A 20308-nucleotide genomic window follows, 5' to 3' on the forward strand; every position below is an offset into this window, starting at 1 on the left:
CCAAGATGATGAAAATAGCCGTAGCCGGCACAGGTTATGTGGGTCTGTCAAATGCAGTGCTACTCGCGCAAAATCATGAGGTAGTGGCGCTGGACATCCTTCCCGAAAAAGTTGAACTGATTAACTCCAGGAAATCCCCAATCGCAGATATCGATATTGAAGATTTTCTTAGAAATAAAAAGCTTAATCTGCGCGCAACACTCGACAAACACGGAGCCTACAACAACGCAGACTTTGTTATTATAGCCACCCCAACCGACTACGATCCAAAGACCAACTACTTCAATACCCAGTCGGTGGAGTCCGTGGTTCGGGATGTGATTACCATCAACCCGAAAGCGACCATGGTGATCAAATCCACCGTACCTGTAGGTTATACAGCAAGCTTCAAAACTGAAGATTGCGACCTGAAAACTGACAATATAATTTTCTCCCCCGAGTTCCTGAGAGAGGGTAAGGCTCTGTACGATAACCTTTATCCTTCACGCATTATTGTAGGTGAGCGTTCGGACCGGGCTGAAGTTTTTGCCAACCTTTTAAAAGAAGGGGCAATAAAACAGGATATCCCCATACTCTTCACTGACTCAACCGAAGCTGAAGCTGTCAAGCTATTTTCAAACACCTATCTGGCTATGCGCGTGGCCTATTTCAATGAGCTGGATACCTACGCTGCTACCCATAGCCTGGATCCGCAGCAGATTATTGAGGGTGTCGGCCTGGACCCACGAATCGGCACTCACTATAACAACCCCTCCTTTGGCTACGGTGGCTACTGTCTGCCCAAGGATACCAAACAGTTGTTGGCCAACTATCAGGATGTTCCTCAAAACCTGATTCATGCCATCGTAGAAGCAAATACAACCCGCAAGGATTTTATTGCCGACTCAATAATTCGAATGAATCCGAGGGTGGTAGGTATATATCGCCTCATTATGAAATCAGGCTCGGATAATTTTCGCGCCTCTTCCATTCAGGGGATCATGAAGCGGATTAAAGCCAAGGGTATAGAAGTAATTATTTATGAGCCGGTGCTTAATGAGGCTGAATTCTACCACTCCAGGGTCGTTAACGATCTTGCTGAATTCAAGCAACAGGCTGATGTGGTCATTGCCAATAGGAAAGCTCCAGAACTTGCTGATATCGAAGCAAAGGTGTTTACCCGGGACCTGTTTGGCAGTGACTCTTAGACTGAAAACCGGAATAAATTTATAAAGTCATTAAGGAGAATAAGCATGAAAGTACTTGTTACCGGCGCAGCCGGCTTTATCGGCTCCGCGCTCACGTTAAACCTATTGAGCCGTGGCGATACAGTCATTGGTATCGACAACCATAACGACTACTACGACCCAGCAATAAAGGAAGCGCGACTGGCACGCTATGCCGATCATCGCAACTATACACACCTGCGCATTGATCTTGGTGACCGCAAGGCAATGGAGGATTGTTTCAAAACCCATAAGCCACAACGGGTAGTTAACCTCGCTGCTCAGGCCGGGGTTCGCTATTCTATTGAGAACCCGCTGGCCTACATTGATAGCAATATCGTCGGTTTTGCACACATTCTGGAAGGCTGCCGCCACAACGGCGTCGAACACCTGGTTTACGCCAGCAGTTCCAGCGTTTATGGCGCGAACACAGCCATGCCGTTCTCGATACATCAAAATGTCGATCACCCGCTCAGTCTCTACGCAGCGAGCAAGAAATCCAACGAGTTGATGGCACACACATATAGCCACCTCTACAGTCTACCCACCACTGGCCTGCGCTTTTTCACCGTCTACGGCCCTTGGGGGCGACCCGATATGGCGCTGTTCAAGTTCACCAAAGCAATCCTGGCTGGCGAACCTATTGATGTATTTAACTATGGCAAGCATCGTCGTGACTTCACCTATGTTGACGATATCGTGGAAGGGGTGATACGTGTGCTCGACCGACCCGCACCCACCAATCCCGGCTGGAACAGCGATCAGCCTGACTCTGGCACCAGCAGTGCTCCGTGGCGTGTCTACAACATCGGTAACAACCAACCCGTCGAGCTGATGGATTACATCGGAGCACTGGAAAAAGCGCTGGGTAAAAAGGCTGAAATGAATATGCTGCCATTGCAGCCCGGTGATGTACCAGACACTTATGCCGACGTCGATGATCTTGTCGAACAGTTCGGCTACAAACCGGCAACTCCAGTGGAAGATGGTGTGGCGCACTTTATCAGCTGGTATCGGGAATATTTTGGTTTTGGTGGTTAATTGCTAATAGCAAAGAGTGAAACAGTGTTTCCTGAAATCATGAAAAGAGTAGCCCCCCCTCCCGATGAATCCTTTGCATGCCAACCAATCGAACCAGGTAAATCCTTCAAAAAATGATACTTAACACCTTACACCCAACACTTGATAGCATAAAACTGGCTATTATCGGGCTCGGATACGTTGGCCTGCCCCTCGCCGTCGAATTCGGTAAAAAGCGCAGCGTCATTGGCTTCGATATCAACCAGAAGCGAGTCAATGAGCTGAAGGAGGGCAAAGATAGCACGTTGGAGACCAACGACGAAGAATTGCGCGAGGCAAAAAACTTAACATACACCACAGACCCGGAAGACCTGAAAACAGCAAACTGTTTTATCGTCACAGTACCCACCCCTATCGACCATCACAACCGACCGGATCTAACGCCGCTCACCAAGGCAACTGAGACTCTTGCAAAGGTAATTAAGCCCGGAGATATTGTTATCTATGAGTCGACGGTCTACCCCGGCTGCACAGAGGAAGAGTGTGCTCCCATTCTGGAAAGATCTTCCGGATTGAAATACGCCAATACCTCATATCCGACACTTGACACCTCATGCTTCTATCTTGGTTACAGCCCTGAGCGGATTAACCCTGGCGATAAGAAACACCGTATCACCAGTATCAAGAAAGTCACTTCCGGCTCCACTCCAGAAGTCGCTGATCTTGTTGATGCACTTTACAATGAAATCATCACCGTTGGCACCCACAAGGCCGAAAGTATTAGAGTGGCGGAGGCTGCCAAGGTCATTGAGAATACTCAGCGCGACCTTAATATCGCCCTGATCAACGAATTGGCCATTATCTTCAATAAGATGGGTATTGACACCGAGGCGGTGCTTAAAGCTGCCGGTAGCAAGTGGAATTTCTTGCCCTTTCGTCCCGGCCTGGTGGGTGGTCACTGTATTGGCGTTGATCCGTATTACTTAACCCACAAAGCGCAGGCCATCGGTTATCATCCGGAAATTATACTTGCCGGTCGTCGTTTGAATGATAGCATGGGTACATATCTGGTATCACAACTGATCAAGGCCATGATGAAGCGGCGTATCCAGGTTGAAGCAGCACGGGTGCTTGTTATGGGACTTGCCTTCAAGGAAAACTGCCCTGACTTACGGAATACACGGGTTGTTGATATTGTTACTGAACTTAAAGATTACAACTGCGAAGTGGATATCTATGACCCCTGGGTAAGTATTGAGGAAGCTCAACAGGAGTATGGAATTACACCACTTACCTCTCTGCCCACTTCGCTGGAAACAGGAGAGGCGGGAATGTACGACGCCATTTTTCTTGCGGTGGCCCATCAACAGTTCAAGGAAATGGGAGCTGCTACTATTCGTACTCTGGGTAAGCCGACCCATGTTCTGTACGACATCAAGTACGTACTTGAGCCAAATGAATCAGACCTGAGATTATGATGATCACCGGTAGAGAAACACTACAAAAGCAGATGAGAAGCAAAAGCGGATTTTTATTGAACAATAGTACCATTAATCGTGGCAATATTGGTGACCACAGCCTGTGTGGTGAAGCTTATGTTTTTCAGGCAACCAGGCTTGTCGGCAGGGTAGAAAACGAGGCGTCCACCGATAATGACGCCTGAATCTTTCTTGAAATCAATCGGTTCGTCCGTACTTTGGAAGGGATTTGATCGCCTGGCAGGTCTTTCCAAGCATATCGTGATTGCGGCTGCCATTGGCCTGAGTGCGCAGCTTGATGTTTTTTATATGGGCGTTGCGCTACTCGGGTTATTGGTGTTTTCATGGGCCAGCATGATTGATGTGGTTGCCGTTCCCGGCATGGTTCGGGCATGGCAGGAAAATCGGCACGAAGACTTTCGACGGATTGCCGCAGGGATGTTCACTCTTACCCTGATCGGATCACTGGTACTAGCTGTCCTGCTGTACACCGGCAGGAGTGGTATCTCTGCTATGGCCATTGGTTTTGAGCAGGAGCGTCGGCAGCTGCTTGCCGAAGCGATTCCCTGGTTACTGCCCGTTATCCTGCTGTACATTCCCATGCGATTGATGGGGGCAGTGTTGCGTGCATTACGCAGCTTTTCACCCTTCTATCAGGCAGAATTTATCACTGCCCTTGCCGTGCTCATTTGTGTGTGGGTATACAAGGAAGATGGGCATGTCTTGCTCTGGTCATTCAGCGCTGGGGTTACTGCTTCTTTTCTGTTTCTGCTGTATAAAACGCATCGATTTATTCTGCCACTTGCCAATCCTTTCTCGCCACAGGTGCGTGGCGCACTGAATATGGTGCCGGGGCTTCTGGTATTGCAGGGGGCTCAATATATCTATGTATTGACGGACAGGATGTTTATCTCATTCCTGCCCGAAGGGGCTGTCTCGGCACTGGCTTATGGCTTTACCCTGGTCAGTTTGTTGCCTTTGCTGATTGCCCTGAACGGTTCGTTTATCACGGTATTTGCTGAACAGAAAGAGATCAGTAACAAAAACGCTCGATTGAACGACCTTGTATCAATAGCCATTTTCCTGGGGGCTGGGTCTACCGCTTTCATGCTGATCGCAGGGCAAAGCATGGTTCAGGTGATGCTGGAGCGTGGGGTGTTCACAGCAAGCGATACGGCCAGCGTTGCGCAAGCGATCAACGCCTATGCCTGGATGATTCTACCACTGTTTTTGATTGGTTCGTTGGATCAGGTCTTCCAGGTGGAGGGAAAAGTTGGTTTGATGGTGCGGCGCACTGTACTGGGTCTGATCACAAATATTATTCTTAACGCATGGTTTCTGTTTGGTTTGGGCTGGGGGTTATTTGGGGTGGCAATGGCCACATCAATCAGTTATTGGGTGATGCTGCTGACCGGACTGGCCAGTACCAGGCGCTTAGGCTACACCATTGAAAAGTTCAGACATACTCGCTGGCTGGCCTGGAATACAGCAAGTGTGTTCCTGGTCTATACCGCGTTAAATACCTTGCCTGTTACCGTTCAACTGGGTGTTCCTTCGCTCTTTGTTGCGGCCTTCTTGATTGGCGTAGCAATGCTTTTGGCTGGCATTTTCTATCGCGGGTATGAGCAAGCCCTGATTAAAGCAACCTTGAACCGTATTTTTCGGCAAGGGGTTCAGTTATGAAGCCTGCAGTTTCCATCATCACCCCAACCTATAATCGTGGTCACCTGCTACCACGAGTTTGGCAAAGCCTGAGACAGCAGACCGAAAGTCATTTTCAGTGGATCATTGTGGATGATGGTTCAACTGATGATACACGGCAGGTTGTCGAGGATTTTGCTGATCCACGTATCACCTACATTTGGCAAAATAATACCGGCGTCAATGGTGCACGTAATCGAGGGGATAAAGAAATCCAAGCGGACTATGTGATCTACCTGGACAGTGATGATGAACTGTTCAGGGAAAGCACCTTACAGGAGATGCTAACCGAGATTCAGGGTACGCGGCCTGACATTGCCTGGGTGGCGTTTACCGTGGTTGATAGTGAGGGAAAGGCCCACTTGTATCATCTGCCTGCCGATCGCCTTGAAACCCATTATCTGGATCATGTGTGCGAGCAAAAGCTCCGGGGTGAATTTTTTGCAATTTATCGTAGGGATGCAACCGAGCTTGCTGCCTGGCCTCCTTACAATGGGCTTGAAGCGTTACGGCATTGGCGCATTCTCAAGCACCGGTCTGCTCTTTTGATTAATCGACCTGCGCGTATATACCACACCCAAAGTGGTGACAACCTGACCGGCGCTCATGCAGGTATCCGCAGAGCGGCTAGCATGGCGGCGGCGACCGAAGAGCTGATTACTGACCACCAGTCTGTGTGGCTGCAACATTGCCCCTGTCAGTTGGGTAAATATCGATTTTACAAAGCGATGTATCTTGCTCTTTCAACGACGGGTTTTCGCGCAATTCCGGATGTGTTCTTGGCGATTTGGTATGGTGATGCACGAATGAAATCCAAAACTGTGCTTCTTTTGATGGTGTTGTTTTTGCCAATCAAAGCCAGGCAGTGGTTATTCTTGAAAAGGGCAACCTTGTGACCCACAAGCATAAACTTTCAAATTTTGATTTTAAAAATTTACATGATTAAGCAGCTCTCTATTTTAGTCAGGCAACCCAACCCATTTAGATTCTTATTATCCAGATTACTTCCAAAAATAGGGCTTAAACCTCAGTTGAACTTTTATGGTTCAAAAGTATATCTGGGTCATACAAAACTATCCCAATCTATTTTGGCAGAAGGTGCAGACCAGCGAGCCGATGATGTTAACTTCATTAAAAACAATTTAATGCCTGGAGATGTGTATGTAGATGTAGGTGCCAATATTGGTACGTTGTCTCTGGTAGCAGCTCAGACCATTGGCAGCGGAGGTGTTTGCGTTGCTATCGAAGCTAACCCAAAAACATTTCAAGAGTTCCTGGCAAATATACAGCTAAACCGGGCCGAAATCATTCCTGTACTGGCAGCCATGTGGGATCAAAATGGCTTTGTCAGATTTTCAGATGGAGCAGCGGATGACCAAAACAAGGTTGAAGAGAATGGTCCGGTGGCAGTGTATATGACTCGGCTTGATAAATTGCTTCCCACATACGTTGGAGCAAGGCGAATCAACTTGTTAAAAATTGATGTTGAAGGGTATGAATATTTTGTGCTAACGGGTGCAGAAGACATTATCGACAGGGTTGATAAAATTTATTTTGAAATCTCCCAACCAATGCTGCAGAAAGCTGGAGCAGAATGCCAACAGTTATTACAGTTTTTATCAACTCGCGGCTTTGTCATCCAATACCCCAATGGGAACCCTATTGTAGATATGGATAGTTCACGGTTTATGACAACGCAAAATCTTGTTGCTTTCAGACGGAGTAAGCCGTGACCTCTGCATTTGCAATCCGTGACGATGACACATCGTACTTTACTTCTCCTGATGAACTTGATGCTGTCTATGCACCTTATTGGGGAAAGATACCAGTGTCACTTGCCACCGTACCATTTTCCGTACCGGAGCATCGTGGCAGAAGTTTTAACAACCGTTATCCGCCCGATGCTGAAATGCCGCTGGGGGAAAACAAACCTCTGGTGGAGTGGCTGAAAGAAAAGATCCGTCTAGGTCATGTTGAGATCATGCTGCACGGTTATAATCATCTCTACCAACAAATTAATGGTCGATGGATTGGTGAATACGGGTGGAAGTCTGTACAACAGCTGTTAGAAGAAACGGCACGCGGCAAGGCGTATCTTGAGCAGTTGCTGGAGGCTGAAATCAAGGTCTTTGTGCCGCCCAGCAACACCATAGGCAAAGCAGGAATACGCACCATCAGACATGCAGGCCTTAATCTATCGGGCATTATGGGGCGCGGAGGGGATCGCCCCTGGACGAGAGATTACCCGGCTGCATACCTCAAGCGTTGGGGGTGGCGACTGTTTAAAGGTGAGGCCTATCCCTATCCTCTGGCACTGGGTGGCGTTAAGGAACTACGAGCTTACGCACTGACACCTCGCGCCAATGTTGACGATTTGATGCGCAGTCTCAAGTCATGTGCAACTATTCAGGCTCCCTTTATTATTGCCACCCATTATTGGGAATTCAGAGATTCACCAAGTATGCATGAAACACTTTCAATGCTGATTGATCAGGCTCGTAAGACCGGGTTTGTATTTACGCAGGTTTCACATTGTTTTAATAGGTTATGACAGTGATTCTTAATGCCAATAAAAAAGGAAGGTAGCTAATATCTATGAATAGTCAATATGCAGGCGAAATTGAGTCAGAAAGATTTCAAGCCAATATCTACATTGACACATACTACAATAGGCTGCTTGCTTATGAAGGATATAAAAATGAAGTTGTTCAACTAATGGAAGATGCCGGTGTTGTCAAGAAGGACAGCATCCTTGATGTAGGCTGTGGCACGGGCTGGTTTCTTTCATTACTGAAACGGCAGGGATGGATAGAGTTAAACGGTCTTGATATATCTCCCGATATGCTAGTGATTGCCCGGGAAATGAATCCAAGTGCTACTTTCTATGAGACGCCAATTCAGGAAATCAGTGATTTGCCGGGGGAGGGGTACGATGTGATTACCTGTCTTGGCACCCTGCACCATATGTCTGATATCAAGATGGTTGCTGAGAAACTGTTCTTTTTATTAAAGCCAGGAGGGAAACTGATCGTGCATGAACCGAATGAAGATTGGTTTTATGAGCGATCCAGGTTGTGGCGAACCATCATGAAGCTCTTCTATGCTCCATTGCGGATTAAAAATCATTTCCGTATAAAGGCTCTGCGTGAACCATGGAAGGAAGTACCGCCATCTCCTCATCATAAAGATATCCATGTTGACGAATTGGCAGCCACACTACAACACGCTGGATTCAGGCTGGTTCAAACAGAGTATAAAAATACCCTTACGAGGGTATTGGAGGGCATGCTGTTTAGAAACTCCGTATTTGATCGTCAGTTGTATAGGTTTATTTGTGCAATGGATCGATTGTTTTTAGATAAACTGGCAGGGAAGCGGGGCGGGGCAGCAATACTGTATCTGCAAAGACCGGAATGAAAATACTGATTGTTAATCGTGCACTGGGTACTCTGTTTGGTGGTGGTGAGTCCTTCGACTATAACGCCGCTCTTCATTTAGCCAACAGTGGTCATGAGGTCACTCTTATTACGGGAAAGCCTTTGTGGGGGGAAGCAAGAAATAGCTTCTCTAACCTGAAGGTTATTTATGTTGCAACACCTGACCTCCGACGCTTCGCCTATGCGACGGAAAAAATCAACACCAAGCTGACCGCTGCGTTCTATCACCTCGACAATGCCCTGTTCGAACGAGCGGTGCTTCGCTGGTTTGCGACGCTTGCACAAAATACTTTTGATATTGTGCAGTGTTGCTCATTGTTTGGTTTGCCCCAAAAGCTGCTGAGCAGGTATAAGCAGCCGGTAATTTCATGGCTTCCGGGCCCACCCTCCGGGCGTGTTCGTACCCGTTTACCACAGCTGGTTGTTACCCCCCTTTTTGGCTTGTTCACCCATGGCTCGCCCGAGTGGTCCTTGTTGGAAATGGGTTTTATGCCAGGGCAAGAATTCGAGATCATTGAGCCAGGGATTGATCTTTCAGCCATCGATTCGATGACACCTGACCGTTGTGTATTACGTAAGCAGCTGGGCATAGGGTTAGACGATCTGTTGGGGATCACCACGGCTCGCCTTGTACCGGTAAAAAACCACCATCTTTTATTAAAAGGCATAGCGGCAGCCAGAGGGCAGGGGGTTATATGGCACTGGATGTTTGTCGGTGATGGGCCGCTTGATGCTGAGCTGAAGCGAACAGCGAAAGAGCTGGGTATATCCAGCCAGATCCATTTTCTTGGCCATCAGAACCAGCAGCAGGTTCATACCTGGTTAGCCATAGCCGATATCTTCGCACTGACATCAAGCTATGAGAGCTTCTCCATTGCCACCCTGGAGGCCATGGCCCATCGGTTGCCAGTTATTGGTACCGATGTTGGCTATTTACAGGTCTTGATTACTGAGGCGAAAGCGGGGCGTGTAGTCCCATCATTGGTTAGTGCCCCATTGGCAGCCACGTTGGTGGAATTGGCGGAGGCGGCCAATCGTTCAGGTTATGGCCAGGCGGGGCGTCAGTTTGTGCAAAGGCTGGACTGGCCCAATATCGCCAAACGCCTGGAGACTTTCTATCGGAAAGTGATTAAGGGGCGGGCCTGATGAAACTACTGGTCGTTATACCCTCGCTGCATCGTGGTGGTGCTGAACGTGTCGTTTCCTTGCTTAGCGAGGAATGGGCAAAGGAGCATACAGTCAAGATTGCAGTGTTCGACGCCAGCAATACTGCCTATACCTATGGTGGTGACCTGGTCGATTTGGAGCTATCTGCAAACAGGGGCTGGTTAGGTAAAGGCGTTCAGGCGATACGGCGAGTGGTTAGCCTTGCTCGACTCTTTCGGGAAGTGAAACCGGACAGAGTGATCAGTTTTATGGAAAGCGCTAATTTTCCCTGTATTCTGGCCGGGCTTATAGCTGGAGTGCGATCACGTTTATGGGTGAGTGTTCGAAATGATCCGGGGCGTTTTCCGTTTTTTTACCAGCAACTTATTCCGCTATTTTATCGAATGCCTGACAAGGTGGTTGCTGTGTCAAGCGGTGTTGCTCAGGCATTGTCTGGTATAGGTGTGCCAGAGCGAAGGTTGATTAGCATTCCTAACCCCGCTCCGACTCTTGCACCAACTTTAGCAACTCCATTATCAAAGCCTACCGATGCGCCTGACCGCTATATACTGGGGGTCGGTCGTCTGCACTGGCAAAAGGGGTTTGATCGTTTGATGACATCTTTCACCCGACTAGATGACAAAAACGTACATCTGGTAATTTTGGGGGAAGGTAATATGCGTAAAGCTTTGGAATCTCAAGCCGCAACACTTGGGATTTCCGATCGCTTATACATGCCGGGTGCACAAGAGAACCTTTGGCCTTGGTATCGCCATGCGCTCTGTTTTGTTTTGAGTTCGAGACATGAGGGGTGGCCCAATGTACTTATGGAGGCCATGAGCCAAAAATGCCCGTTGGTTGCATTTGATTGCAATTATGGGCCTTCGGAAATTATCGAGAATGGGATTAGTGGGTGGCTGGTCAATGATGGCAGTGTTAACGACTTGGCCGAAGCCTTACAGGAGGTAATCAATAATTCTGCACAGCGTAGACAATTTGGAGAGCAAAGCCTGATGCGTGTGGTGGATTTCGAAGTGACCAAGATTGCCAGAAAATGGCTTCTTTGAATTGATGAACGTGTCAAACTTTAACCGCACAAGTATAGCCAGATCAGCATATTTCCCAATGCTGTTTTCACAGGTATAGGCCTATCGCTTGGCGTGCAAATTGGTGTGGCCGGTATTGGATTAAATGAATTCATGTTATTGTTTTCAGTAATTTGGTTTATTTTCTTTATGCCCAGAGGTGTCAATGCAATCTGTAATTTTTTTTGCCTCCTGTCAGATACCTACCCTTGCTGTTATCTGCTTGATTGTATGTTATTCGATAGGGTATTTTACTGGATTTGTTTATGATCCAGATGCGCGTGCAATATACCAGTTTCTGAGGCTGGTAATATTTTCATTGGCAGCATTAGCATTGCCTTTTGTCTCTTATATTTCTGGCATCTCTAACCTGAGACTTGATTTAATGGCGATGACACTTGGTTAGCATTTCCCGGTGAACATACGTCAATTCTCGTTAAAGTTGGCATGAAATCATTTTTACCCTTGGAGAATAGGGGGGTGTAGCGGCATATAACTAACTCACAAATTTGATAATGAAAAAATTGTGCGGTGATATAAAAAAACAAAACCAATCCCTTGATATCACTGGGTTTACTGTCGTATACATGTACAAGATCGCTACATGATCGGCACTGTTCGCACAGTTTGCTGTTAGATTTTGTTTAACGTAATCTGCCTACAATCAATAAAGCCTCATCTAAAGTGATCTACGAGGTAAGTGATAATTAACTTTTAAACGATCATCGGCGTATAAAGAGCAGGAATTGCTGCCTGATCAAAGAGCTTACTAAATGCCTATCACATTAATATTTGTAATTACTGGCCTTTCTACCGGTGGCGCGGAAACGATGCTGCTAAAAGTTCTACAGAAGTTAGATCGACGTCGCTTTAAACCTGTGGTTATTTCACTAACCACTACGGGAGAGATAGGCCCCCTGATTGAGAAATCTGGTATTCGGGTTCACTCATTGGATATGAAACCAAAGGTACCGTCCCCAGTCAAGTTCATGTGTTTAGTCCGCCTGATGCGTAAGTTAAGACCCGATATTGTTCATTCCTGGATGTATCATGCCGATCTCCTGGGAGGCCTTGCAGCAAGAATAGCGGGGGTTAAAACGATTGTCTGGGGAGTGCGGCAAAGTAACCTTTCATTTGCGCATAACAAAAGCTCTACCTTGCTGGTTATGAAGATCTGTGCTCATATTTCACATTGGTTGCCCAGCTGTATTTTGACCTGCTCTGAACAGGCACAAAGCAACCATGTGGCGGCCGGCTACGATGCCAACAAGATGGTGTTAATTCCCAATGGATTTGATCTTTCGCGTTTCCTGCCTGATGCGATAGCGCGGGACGCGTTGCGTGAAGAGTTGGATCTGGGCCGAGATGTTCCATTGGTGGGGTTGATCGCGCGAGACGACCCCCAAAAGAATCATCCGGGTTTCATTAAAGCAGCTGAATTAGTACACAAAACCTTGCCTCAGGTTCATTTTGTGCTGGCGGGGGCAGGGATAGATGGGAATAACAAGTCACTTACTTCGTTGATTGCACGGGCAGGGTTGATGGAATATGTACACCTTCTTGGCCGACGCCAGGATATACCCCGCCTGATGGCGTCCTTCGACCTGCTGGCTTCTTCTTCTTTCGGGGAAGCATTTCCCAATGTGCTTGGCGAAGCCATGGCCTGCGGTGTGCCTTGTGTCGTGACCGACGTCGGCGATTCTGCTGAAATCGTCGGCGAAGTTGGTCGGGTAGTTGTTCCTGGCGACATGGTCGCTCTTGCTCAGCACCTCATCGAATTATTGCAATGGCCTGCTGAAAAGCGGAACCAGCTTGGTATCTGCGCGCGGCAGCGCGTCCGTGATCGTTATGAAATTGGAGACGTCACTCGACGATATGAGGAGTTCTACTTGCAGTTAATGAAAGGCACCTGAGCATGTGTGGAATTGCGGGTTTTATTGGTTATCAAAATCTTCACAGGGATTCTATTCCATCGGTTTTACAACATATGGGGGATGCTATCCACCATCGAGGCCCAGATGATACAGGGTGGTGGTGTGACAATCAGGCGCAGGTGGGATTAGTACACCAGCGCTTATCTATTCTGGACTTGTCTTCGGCCGGTCATCAGCCCATGGTTTCCGACTCCAGTCGTTTTGTGATTGTTTTTAACGGAGAGATATACAACCACTTGGAACTGAGGCTGGAACTTGACAGCCTAGCCTCAGGAAAGAGCACGGCGTGGCGGGGCCATTCGGATACGGAAACTCTATTAGCAGGGATTGATGCCTGGGGACTTGAAGCAACGCTTCGTCGTACAGTGGGAATGTTTGCTCTGGCACTCTGGGATAAGAATGAAAGATCGCTTTATCTTGCTCGTGATCGCATGGGTGAAAAACCACTTTATTTCGGTTGGCAGCAGGGTGTCTTTTTGTTTGGTTCTGAACTTAAGGCTCTTAAGGCTCATCCGGCTTTTAAAGCCGAAATTGATCGCGGCGCTATTGCGCTCCAGATGCGCCATAACTATATTCCAGCGCCCTATTCGATCTATTCCGGCATAAATAAACTACAGCCCGGTTATTGCGTTAAGGTAACCAGTTCTGAAAAATGTAGGCAAAGCGAACCTTGGCCGTACTGGTCATTCCAGAAGGCTGTAGAGTATGGCCGTTTCAATCCGTTTACCGGCAACGAAATAGAGGCTGTTAATGAACTTGACACCTTGCTGCGTTCCGCTGTTGCACAACAAATGATCGCTGATGTTTCCCTTGGGGCGTTTCTTTCTGGCGGTGTGGATTCTTCTACCATTGTAGCTTTGATGCAGTCGCAGTCGTCCAGGCCAGTGAAGACTTTTACCGTCGGTTTTAACGAAGCCAGCTACAACGAGGCCGTGCATGCCAAAGCTGTGGCAGAGTATTTGGGTACGGAGCACACCGAGTTGTATGTGACACCCCAGCAGACATTGGATGTAATTCCGCGTCTTCCTGCACTCTACGACGAGCCGTTTTCGGATTCTTCTCAGGTGCCGACTTTCCTCGTATCAGAAATGACACGCCGGCATGTCACTGTTTCGCTTTCGGGAGATGCTGGAGATGAATTGTTTGGTGGATATAACCGTTATGTCAAAACGCAGCGCTGGTGGGAGTCTATTTGCAGGATCCCCCCCCCACTTCGTCGTCTCACAGGTCGGTGTCTCAAGATACTGCCGTCCTGTACTTGGGATCAGTTTGGTGAAAATATTGCGCGAATTACTGGCAATAACAAGCGCTGGCACAACCTCGGTAATCTTGTTTCCAAGCTTGCTGATGTGCTGGCAGTTAGCAATAATTCAGGACTATACCGTCATTTTGTTACCCACTGGCCCGATCCAGCATCAATAGTGATCAACGGAGTCGAGCCTCCGACACAGGTCACCCAGCCACAACTGCACCTAAATAATATTCTGGAACAGATGATGGCACTGGATTCACTCAGTTACCTCCCCGATGATATTCTCTGCAAAGTGGATCGAGCTGCCATGGGTGTTTCCCTTGAAACCCGGGTCCCGATGCTGGATCACCGCGTGGTGGAATTTGCTTGGCGATTGCCATTGGACATGAAAATTCGTGATGGCCAGGGCAAGTGGATCCTACGGGAAGTGTTATACAAGTATGTGCCCAGGGAGCTTATCGAACGCCCTAAAATGGGGTTCAGTGTACCTATCGACAGCTGGCTGCGCGGTCCGCTCCGCGACTGGGCAGAAAGCCTGCTGAATGAAGCCCGCCTGCGTCAGGAAGGTTACTTTGATCCTGCACCCATTCGCCAGAAATGGGCTGAACACTTGTCCGGCCGACGAAATTGGCAGTATCACCTTTGGGATGTTCTGATGTTTCAAGCGTGGCTTGAAGGCATAAGGTGAACATGTGTTGACAGTTAACTCTTAATTCAAAAAGAAACAACCCCGCGTGAAGATACTTTTTATCGTAAATGCCCCCGAATTTTTCTTGTCCCATCGCCTCCCTCTGGCGCTGGCTGCGCGTGAGGCAGGCTATTGTGTGCAGATTGCCACGGGACCAGGGCCAGCCTGTGAACAGATAAGAGAGTTGGGATTTGTGCACCACCAGCTGCCACTTTCCCGTTCGGGCACCAATCCATGGTTGGAGCTGTCGTGTCTTTGGGCGTTATGGCATCTGATACGCCGGATCGAACCGAATTTGCTTCATCTGGTGACCATCAAGCCAGTGCTTTATGGGGGCTTAATGGCCCGTCTGGCTGGAGTGCCTGCTGTGCTGGTGGCAATTTCCGGTCTTGGCTCCGTTTTCGTAGCGCGTGGAGGCGTGGTTGCCGGGCTGCGTCGTGGTGTCCAGATGTTGTATCGGTTTGCCCTACAACATCCTAACCTCAAAGCGATTTTCCAAAACCCTGATGATAAGGCCTTGTTGACAGGATTTGGAGTTGTTCGGGAAGACCAGGCAGTTCTTATACGCGGCTCCGGTGTAGACCTTGCGGATTATCCGGTAAAGCCAGAACCAGCTGGTATACCCGTGGTGACGCTTGCCGCCCGTTTGTTAAAAGAAAAAGGTGTGCTTGAGTTTGTCGAGGCAGCCCGTTTATTGAAAGATCGGGGAGTAGCGTCCCATTTCTGTCTGGTGGGGACTCCGGACCCTGGTAACCCTTCCTCTGTCAGTGACAAGGAAATTGAGCATTGGCGAGCGTCTGGTTTAATTGAGCCGCTGGGATACCGAACCGATATCGCTGATGTGTTTGCCAACGCAAACCTGGTGGTTCTTCCTTCTTACTACGGCGAGGGTTTACCTAAGGTATTGATTGAAGCGGCCGCCACTGGTCGGGCAGTCATCACTACGGATCAGCCTGGCTGTCGTGATGCCATTGAACCGAACGTGACGGGTCTATTGGTGCCGCCCAGAGATGCTTTGGCTCTTGCGGATGCCATTGAAGACTTACTTGCTAATTCAGAGTTGAGACAATCCATGGGTAATGCGGGTCGTAAGTTGGCGGAGCGGGATTACGGTATAGAAAAAGTGGTTAAAGCTCATCTGCAAATCTATCAAGAGTTACTGGATCTTGCGAGTCTCGGTGACGATTGAACATTAGCCCCAAGAAAGATATTGAGTTATGTCATTAAATAAGGGAAACAAGGTAGAGAATGGCGCTCTCAAAAAATGCTTAATCACTGGAGCCAGCGGTTTTGTTGGCTCTGCTTTATTAGACTCTTTGCCGGTGAAACAATTTATTGGGATACCCGTTTATCGCAAACCCTACAATAATGCAGTATCTATCACAGATATTAACGCAGAAACAGACTGGTCATGCATATTAGAGAATATTGATACAGTAGTTCATGCTGCTGCCCGCGTTCATATTATGTCTGATACTCATCATGATGCCCTTGCTGAGTTTCGAAGGGTAAATCTAGATGGGACATTAAATCTTGCACACCAGGCGGCAGAAGCCGGCGTCCGACGTTTTGTTTTTATAAGCACCATCAAAGTTAATGGTGAGTCAACCTTTGGTAGATACACTTTGAATGAAGTTTGTACTGTACCACCTGAAGACCCGTACGCCCTCTCAAAATACGAAGCAGAAATCGGCATAAGAGAAATTGCTGATCAAACAGGCATGGAAGTTGTTATTATCCGTCCACCGCTTGTTTATGGTGCAAACGTAAAAGCCAACTTTCTTAGTTTGATGAAGCTTGCTGACACCCCTATTCCTTTACCGTTTGGCGCGATCAACAACAAACGCAGTATGGTGTATGTAGGCAATCTGGTTGATTTTATTATTAAGTGCATTGATCATCCCGCTGCGGCCAATCAGACATTTATGGTTTCTGATGGTGAGGACTTATCCCTGACGGTTTTACTCAGGATGATGCGAGTTGCACTGGGTAGGCCTGCACGTTTGTTTTCTCTACCCGCATCATTATTTCACATGGCTGGTCGGCTTTCAGGTAAGTCAGGGGTCATTGATCGGCTGATCGGTGATTTACAGGTTGATTCGGCCAAAGCCAGGAATCTGTTGGGATGGAAACCTCCCTTTACCGTTCAACAAGGTATAAGCGCCACAATAGCGGCTTATCTTGAAGGCAAACGATTTGAAGATAAAAAGTTGGAAGGTAAACAATAAAGTGATCCGTTTTTTTGATTTTATATTTGCATTACTCGGGTTGTTATTTGGCTCTTCTATCCTGCTGATTATTTATATTATCGGTCTGTTCGATACCGGCTCCCCTCTGTTCAGGCAGGAACGGGTCGGCCGAAATAAGAAACCCTTTACCCTGGTTAAGTTCCGAACCATGAAGGTGGATACAGCATCCGTTGCCAGCCACCTGGCTTCATCATCCTCTATCACGCCATTGGGGCGTTTTTTGCGAAAGTCAAAACTCGATGAACTCCCTCAGCTCTGGAATGTACTTAAAGGCGACATGAGCCTTGTAGGACCACGCCCCAATCTTTTCAACCAGGAAGAGTTGATTGCCGCCAGAGACAGGCTGGGTGTTTATGATGTGCTGCCGGGTATTACGGGTTTAGCCCAGGTTAACCATATTGATATGTCTACCCCCGAACTGCTCGCTGAAACTGATCGCCAGATGATTGAGTCCTTGACGGTTCGGGGCTATTTCAAGTACGTACTGATGACCGCTACTGGCAGTGGGCAGGGGGATCGGGTGCGTTGAGATCGCTCCCAGTTGGCCGTGCCCGTTACCCGTTCCCGTTGCCCGTAAAAGCGTTTGCTTATCTTTTCGGGTAACGGGCAGCTCAGCCGAAGATTGTTATGTTCCGCATCTGTAATTTACCCAAATTTTCCACTTCCAGTTACCTGCCCCCCCGATGCCTGTAAAGACTGTAGCTTGTCTTTTTCGGGCAACGGGTACGGGAAACGGGAAACGCAGCCAAAGGCTGAACATGAGAGAAAAACTACTTAGATTATCCAGAAATCAGAAAACCCTCACCATGCTCGCGGTAGACCTGCTGATCGTCTGGCTAGCCCTGTTCGGTGCCTTCTATTTGCGCCTGGGCTATAAAGATTTTGTGCCCCATTATCTCAATTCCTTTTACATCTCAGGGTTGTTGGCCTCGGTTATTTCTTTGCCGGTCTTCTACTTCTTGGGCTTGTATCGTGCACTGCTGCGCTATATGGGGCAGCATGTGTCGTTTATTATCCTGCGGGCCAGTTTCCTTTCTTTTCTCATGCTCACTGTGGCCATTACCCTGCTTGGGGTTCCTGTACCTCGCAGTGTACCGGTGTTGTACTGGCTGCTATCAGCCCTGTTTCTGGGGGTAAGTCGCTATGGGGTTCGCTTCTGGCTGCGGGGCTTCAGGTTCCGGGATATTCTTTTTGCCCCCATTAAGTTGCCCCAAGCCAAAAGCCATGAGCTGCGTGGCCAGCCGGTGGCGGTTTATGGTGCCGGTGAGGCCGGTAATCAGCTGGTTGAGGCACTGGAGCATTCAAGAGAGTTTCGTCCGGTGGCTTTTATCGATGACGATGTGCGTCTACGGGGGCGAACCATCGCGGGTTGTCGTGTATTTGCCCCGGATGCACTGGATCGTCTGATTCTGCAAACCGGTGCCCAGGAGGTGCTGCTGGCCGTTCCATCGGCCAGCCGCCAGCGGCGGCGGGAGATTGTCCGGCATCTGGAAACCTTTGGCCTGCCCATTAAAACCATGCCCGGTATTCAGGACCTGGCCAGTGGCCGGGCCCGGGTGCAGGAGATTATGGAAGTGGATATCGGCGATGTGCTGAGCCGGGATGAAGTGGCCCCCATTGCCGAACTGGTGGAGCAGGATATTGTTGACCAGGTGGTGATGGTCACCGGTGCCGGTGGTTCCATCGGTTCCGAGATGGCCCGGCAGGCACTGGTTAGAAAGCCGAAAATGCTGGTGCTGTTGGAGCACTCGGAGTTTAACCTTTATACCATTGATCAGGAACTGCAGAGTTCTATCCGCACGCTGGGGCTGGATATTCCGGTGATTTCGGTGCTGGGGTCGATCAATGACCCGGTGCGTTTGCTGGATGTGATGAACACCTACCAGGTCGATACCCTCTACCATGCTGCCGCCTACAAGCATGTGCCGCTGGTTCAGTATAACGTCTCCCAGGGGTTGCGGAATAATGTGCTGGGTACGCTCTATACTGCCCAGGCCGCCATTTTGGCGGGAGTGAAGCAGTTTGTGCTGATCTCTACCGATAAGGCAGTGCGGCCCACCAATGTGATGGGTGCCTCCAAGCGCTTGGCGGAGATGGTGTTGCAGGCCTTGAGTAATGAGCAAGAGATCCGGCTGTTTCAGCCGGAGCTGTTCGGGTCCACGCCGGGTACGGTGATTCCCAATAATACCCGTTTTACCATGGTGCGGTTTGGTAATGTGCTGGGTTCCAGCGGTTCGGTGATTCCCCTGTTCCGGGAGCAGATCCGTACCGGTGGGCCGGTTACGGTGACTCATCCGGAAATTAACCGCTATTTTATGACCATTCCGGAAGCCGCCCAGCTGGTGATTCAGGCCGGTGCCATGGGGCAGGGGGGCGATGTATTTGTGCTGGATATGGGCGAGCCGGTGAAAATTGTCGATCTGGCAAAACGAATGATCTCCCTTTCCGGCCTGTCTTTAAAGGATGAATTACACCCGGACGGGGATATTGAAATCCGTTTTTCCGGCCTTCGCCCCGGCGAGAAGTTGTATGAGGAGCTGTTGATTGGCGATAACGTCGAGGGCACTATTCACCCCCGTATCAGCCGGGCCTTTGAGGAGTTGCTGGCTTGGGAGCATCTGAAGGTTGTTCTGTCTGAGATGATCGAGAGCCTGAAAGAACACCGCTATAGCATTACCCGGGAGTTGTTGTTGCGCTATGTGAAAGGTTATGCGCCCAGTAGTAAGGTGGTGGATTGGCTTTATCGGCATCCGGGGCATTGGGCGGTTAAGGATGAAGTTTCTTGAAAGATCGTTCCTGTTGTCCGTAAAAGATCGTACCCGTTGCCCGTAACCGCCCGTATAAAGCTTTAGTCTTTTCTTTTACTGGAAACGGTTACTGTCAACGACAATCAATGCCCCTCATGCTCCAGAAAAAGAGTCACCGGCAAATCAAATCGTTCAGCCAGGCTTTGCATCTGCCGCAGGTTCATTGGTCGCTTGCCGTTTAACGTGAGTTCGACGCTCAGAAAGCCATGGGTACACCTTCTGTTAGTACAGAAACATCAATATGAGGCTTTCTGGGTTGTCTGGTATAGGCTATGAGGCCAGCTATCAGATTTACAGCAAAGTTGA

At 48.7% G+C, this 20308-nt stretch carries 18 protein-coding genes and 1 pseudogene; 18 read left to right on the forward strand and 1 reads right to left on the reverse strand.

What is annotated here, in order from left to right; translation table 11 throughout:
* Nucleotides 1-8 precede the first annotated feature (8 nt).
* The 18 genes from J7439_RS02665 (at nucleotide 9) to J7439_RS02750 (ending at nucleotide 19981) form a co-directional block, all read left to right on the forward strand.
* A complete protein-coding gene (locus J7439_RS02665) occupies nucleotides 9-1187 on the forward strand; it encodes a nucleotide sugar dehydrogenase (protein ID WP_209200226.1) in 1179 nt (392 codons plus the stop codon).
* A 45-nt stretch (nucleotides 1188-1232) separates the two neighbouring features.
* Entirely contained in the window at nucleotides 1233-2246 is a 1014-nt protein-coding gene (locus J7439_RS02670) for an NAD-dependent epimerase (RefSeq protein ID WP_209200135.1), read from the forward strand.
* Between the two features lie 113 nt (nucleotides 2247-2359).
* Nucleotides 2360-3703, forward strand: a complete 1344-nt coding sequence (tviB, locus tag J7439_RS02675) for a Vi polysaccharide biosynthesis UDP-N-acetylglucosamine C-6 dehydrogenase TviB (RefSeq protein ID WP_209200136.1) — start codon at nucleotides 2360-2362, stop codon at nucleotides 3701-3703.
* Entirely contained in the window at nucleotides 3700-3888 is a 189-nt protein-coding gene (locus tag J7439_RS02680; RefSeq protein WP_209200137.1) for a hypothetical protein, read from the forward strand. The genes tviB and J7439_RS02680 overlap by 4 nt, the downstream gene beginning before the upstream one ends.
* Nucleotides 3889-3895: 7 nt before the next feature.
* Nucleotides 3896-5386 (forward strand): lipid II flippase MurJ, encoded by a 1491-nt coding sequence (locus J7439_RS02685; RefSeq protein WP_209200138.1) that lies wholly within the window; start codon nucleotides 3896-3898, stop codon nucleotides 5384-5386.
* Complete coding sequence (locus J7439_RS02690; protein ID WP_209200139.1) at nucleotides 5383-6300, forward strand: glycosyltransferase family 2 protein; 918 nt, start codon at nucleotides 5383-5385, stop codon at nucleotides 6298-6300. Before J7439_RS02685 ends, J7439_RS02690 begins: the two co-directional genes overlap by 4 nt.
* 24 nt (nucleotides 6301-6324) lie before the next feature.
* Complete coding sequence (locus J7439_RS02695; protein ID WP_209200140.1) at nucleotides 6325-7137, forward strand: FkbM family methyltransferase; 813 nt, start codon at nucleotides 6325-6327, stop codon at nucleotides 7135-7137.
* A complete protein-coding gene (locus J7439_RS02700) occupies nucleotides 7134-7955 on the forward strand; it encodes a DUF2194 domain-containing protein (protein ID WP_209200141.1) in 822 nt (273 codons plus the stop codon). The genes J7439_RS02695 and J7439_RS02700 overlap by 4 nt, the downstream gene beginning before the upstream one ends.
* 44 nt (nucleotides 7956-7999) lie before the next feature.
* Nucleotides 8000-8821: a class I SAM-dependent methyltransferase gene (locus J7439_RS02705; protein WP_209200142.1), complete on the forward strand. Its 822-nt coding sequence runs from the start codon at nucleotides 8000-8002 to the stop codon at nucleotides 8819-8821.
* Nucleotides 8818-9987 carry a glycosyltransferase family 4 protein gene (locus J7439_RS02710; RefSeq protein ID WP_209200143.1) on the forward strand — a complete coding sequence of 390 codons (1170 nt, stop codon included), beginning with the start codon at nucleotides 8818-8820 and terminating at the stop codon, nucleotides 9985-9987. The genes J7439_RS02705 and J7439_RS02710 overlap by 4 nt, the downstream gene beginning before the upstream one ends.
* The gene (locus tag J7439_RS02715; RefSeq protein ID WP_209200144.1) at nucleotides 9987-11054 is read left to right on the forward strand and encodes a glycosyltransferase; all 1068 of its coding nucleotides are present in this window, start codon (nucleotides 9987-9989) and stop codon (nucleotides 11052-11054) included. Before J7439_RS02710 ends, J7439_RS02715 begins: the two co-directional genes overlap by 1 nt.
* Before the next feature lie 184 nt (nucleotides 11055-11238).
* On the forward strand, nucleotides 11239-11478 hold the full coding sequence (locus J7439_RS02720; protein WP_209200145.1) for a hypothetical protein: 240 nt from the start codon (nucleotides 11239-11241) through the stop codon (nucleotides 11476-11478).
* A gap of 367 nt (nucleotides 11479-11845) precedes the next feature.
* Nucleotides 11846-12985 (forward strand): glycosyltransferase family 4 protein, encoded by a 1140-nt coding sequence (locus J7439_RS02725; RefSeq protein WP_209200146.1) that lies wholly within the window; start codon nucleotides 11846-11848, stop codon nucleotides 12983-12985.
* A gap of 2 nt (nucleotides 12986-12987) precedes the next feature.
* On the forward strand, nucleotides 12988-14946 hold the full coding sequence (gene asnB, locus J7439_RS02730; protein WP_209200147.1) for an asparagine synthase (glutamine-hydrolyzing): 1959 nt from the start codon (nucleotides 12988-12990) through the stop codon (nucleotides 14944-14946).
* 46 nt (nucleotides 14947-14992) lie between these two features.
* Entirely contained in the window at nucleotides 14993-16135 is a 1143-nt protein-coding gene (locus J7439_RS02735; protein WP_209200148.1) for a glycosyltransferase family 4 protein, read from the forward strand.
* Nucleotides 16136-16163: 28 nt separating this feature from the next.
* Nucleotides 16164-17174 carry a UDP-glucose 4-epimerase family protein gene (locus J7439_RS02740; protein WP_209200149.1) on the forward strand — a complete coding sequence of 337 codons (1011 nt, stop codon included), beginning with the start codon at nucleotides 16164-16166 and terminating at the stop codon, nucleotides 17172-17174.
* 1 nt (nucleotide 17175) lies between these two features.
* Nucleotides 17176-17724 (forward strand): sugar transferase, encoded by a 549-nt coding sequence (locus tag J7439_RS02745; RefSeq protein WP_209200150.1) that lies wholly within the window; start codon nucleotides 17176-17178, stop codon nucleotides 17722-17724.
* 277 nt (nucleotides 17725-18001) lie between these two features.
* Entirely contained in the window at nucleotides 18002-19981 is a 1980-nt protein-coding gene (locus tag J7439_RS02750) for a polysaccharide biosynthesis protein (RefSeq protein ID WP_209200151.1), read from the forward strand.
* Between the two features lie 217 nt (nucleotides 19982-20198).
* On the opposite strand, the pseudogene J7439_RS27460 reads toward J7439_RS02750, so the two are convergent.
* A pseudogene (locus J7439_RS27460) lies at nucleotides 20199-20308 on the reverse strand (IS982 family transposase); the annotation flags it as partial.

The organism is Salinisphaera sp. G21_0 (assembly GCF_017744115.1).
GTDB lineage: Bacteria > Pseudomonadota > Gammaproteobacteria > Pseudomonadales > Endozoicomonadaceae > Endozoicomonas.

Excerpts from the sequence above, each read along its gene's own strand:
- J7439_RS02665 (WP_209200226.1), top strand. The coding sequence starts at position 9 with ATGAAAATAGCCGTAGCCGGCACAGGTTATGTGGGTCTGTCAAATGCA.
- J7439_RS02670 (WP_209200135.1), top strand. The coding sequence starts at position 1,233 with ATGAAAGTACTTGTTACCGGCGCAGCCGGCTTTATCGGCTCCGCGCTC.
- tviB (WP_209200136.1), top strand. The coding sequence starts at position 2,360 with ATGATACTTAACACCTTACACCCAACACTTGATAGCATAAAACTGGCT.
- J7439_RS02680 (WP_209200137.1), top strand. The coding sequence starts at position 3,700 with ATGATGATCACCGGTAGAGAAACACTACAAAAGCAGATGAGAAGCAAA.
- J7439_RS02690 (WP_209200139.1), top strand. The coding sequence starts at position 5,383 with ATGAAGCCTGCAGTTTCCATCATCACCCCAACCTATAATCGTGGTCAC.
- J7439_RS02705 (WP_209200142.1), top strand. The coding sequence starts at position 8,000 with ATGAATAGTCAATATGCAGGCGAAATTGAGTCAGAAAGATTTCAAGCC.
- J7439_RS02710 (WP_209200143.1), top strand. The coding sequence starts at position 8,818 with ATGAAAATACTGATTGTTAATCGTGCACTGGGTACTCTGTTTGGTGGT.
- J7439_RS02715 (WP_209200144.1), top strand. The coding sequence starts at position 9,987 with ATGAAACTACTGGTCGTTATACCCTCGCTGCATCGTGGTGGTGCTGAA.
- J7439_RS02720 (WP_209200145.1), top strand. The coding sequence starts at position 11,239 with ATGCAATCTGTAATTTTTTTTGCCTCCTGTCAGATACCTACCCTTGCT.
- J7439_RS02725 (WP_209200146.1), top strand. The coding sequence starts at position 11,846 with ATGCCTATCACATTAATATTTGTAATTACTGGCCTTTCTACCGGTGGC.
- asnB (WP_209200147.1), top strand. The coding sequence starts at position 12,988 with ATGTGTGGAATTGCGGGTTTTATTGGTTATCAAAATCTTCACAGGGAT.
- J7439_RS02740 (WP_209200149.1), top strand. The coding sequence starts at position 16,164 with ATGTCATTAAATAAGGGAAACAAGGTAGAGAATGGCGCTCTCAAAAAA.
- J7439_RS02750 (WP_209200151.1), top strand. The coding sequence starts at position 18,002 with ATGCTCGCGGTAGACCTGCTGATCGTCTGGCTAGCCCTGTTCGGTGCC.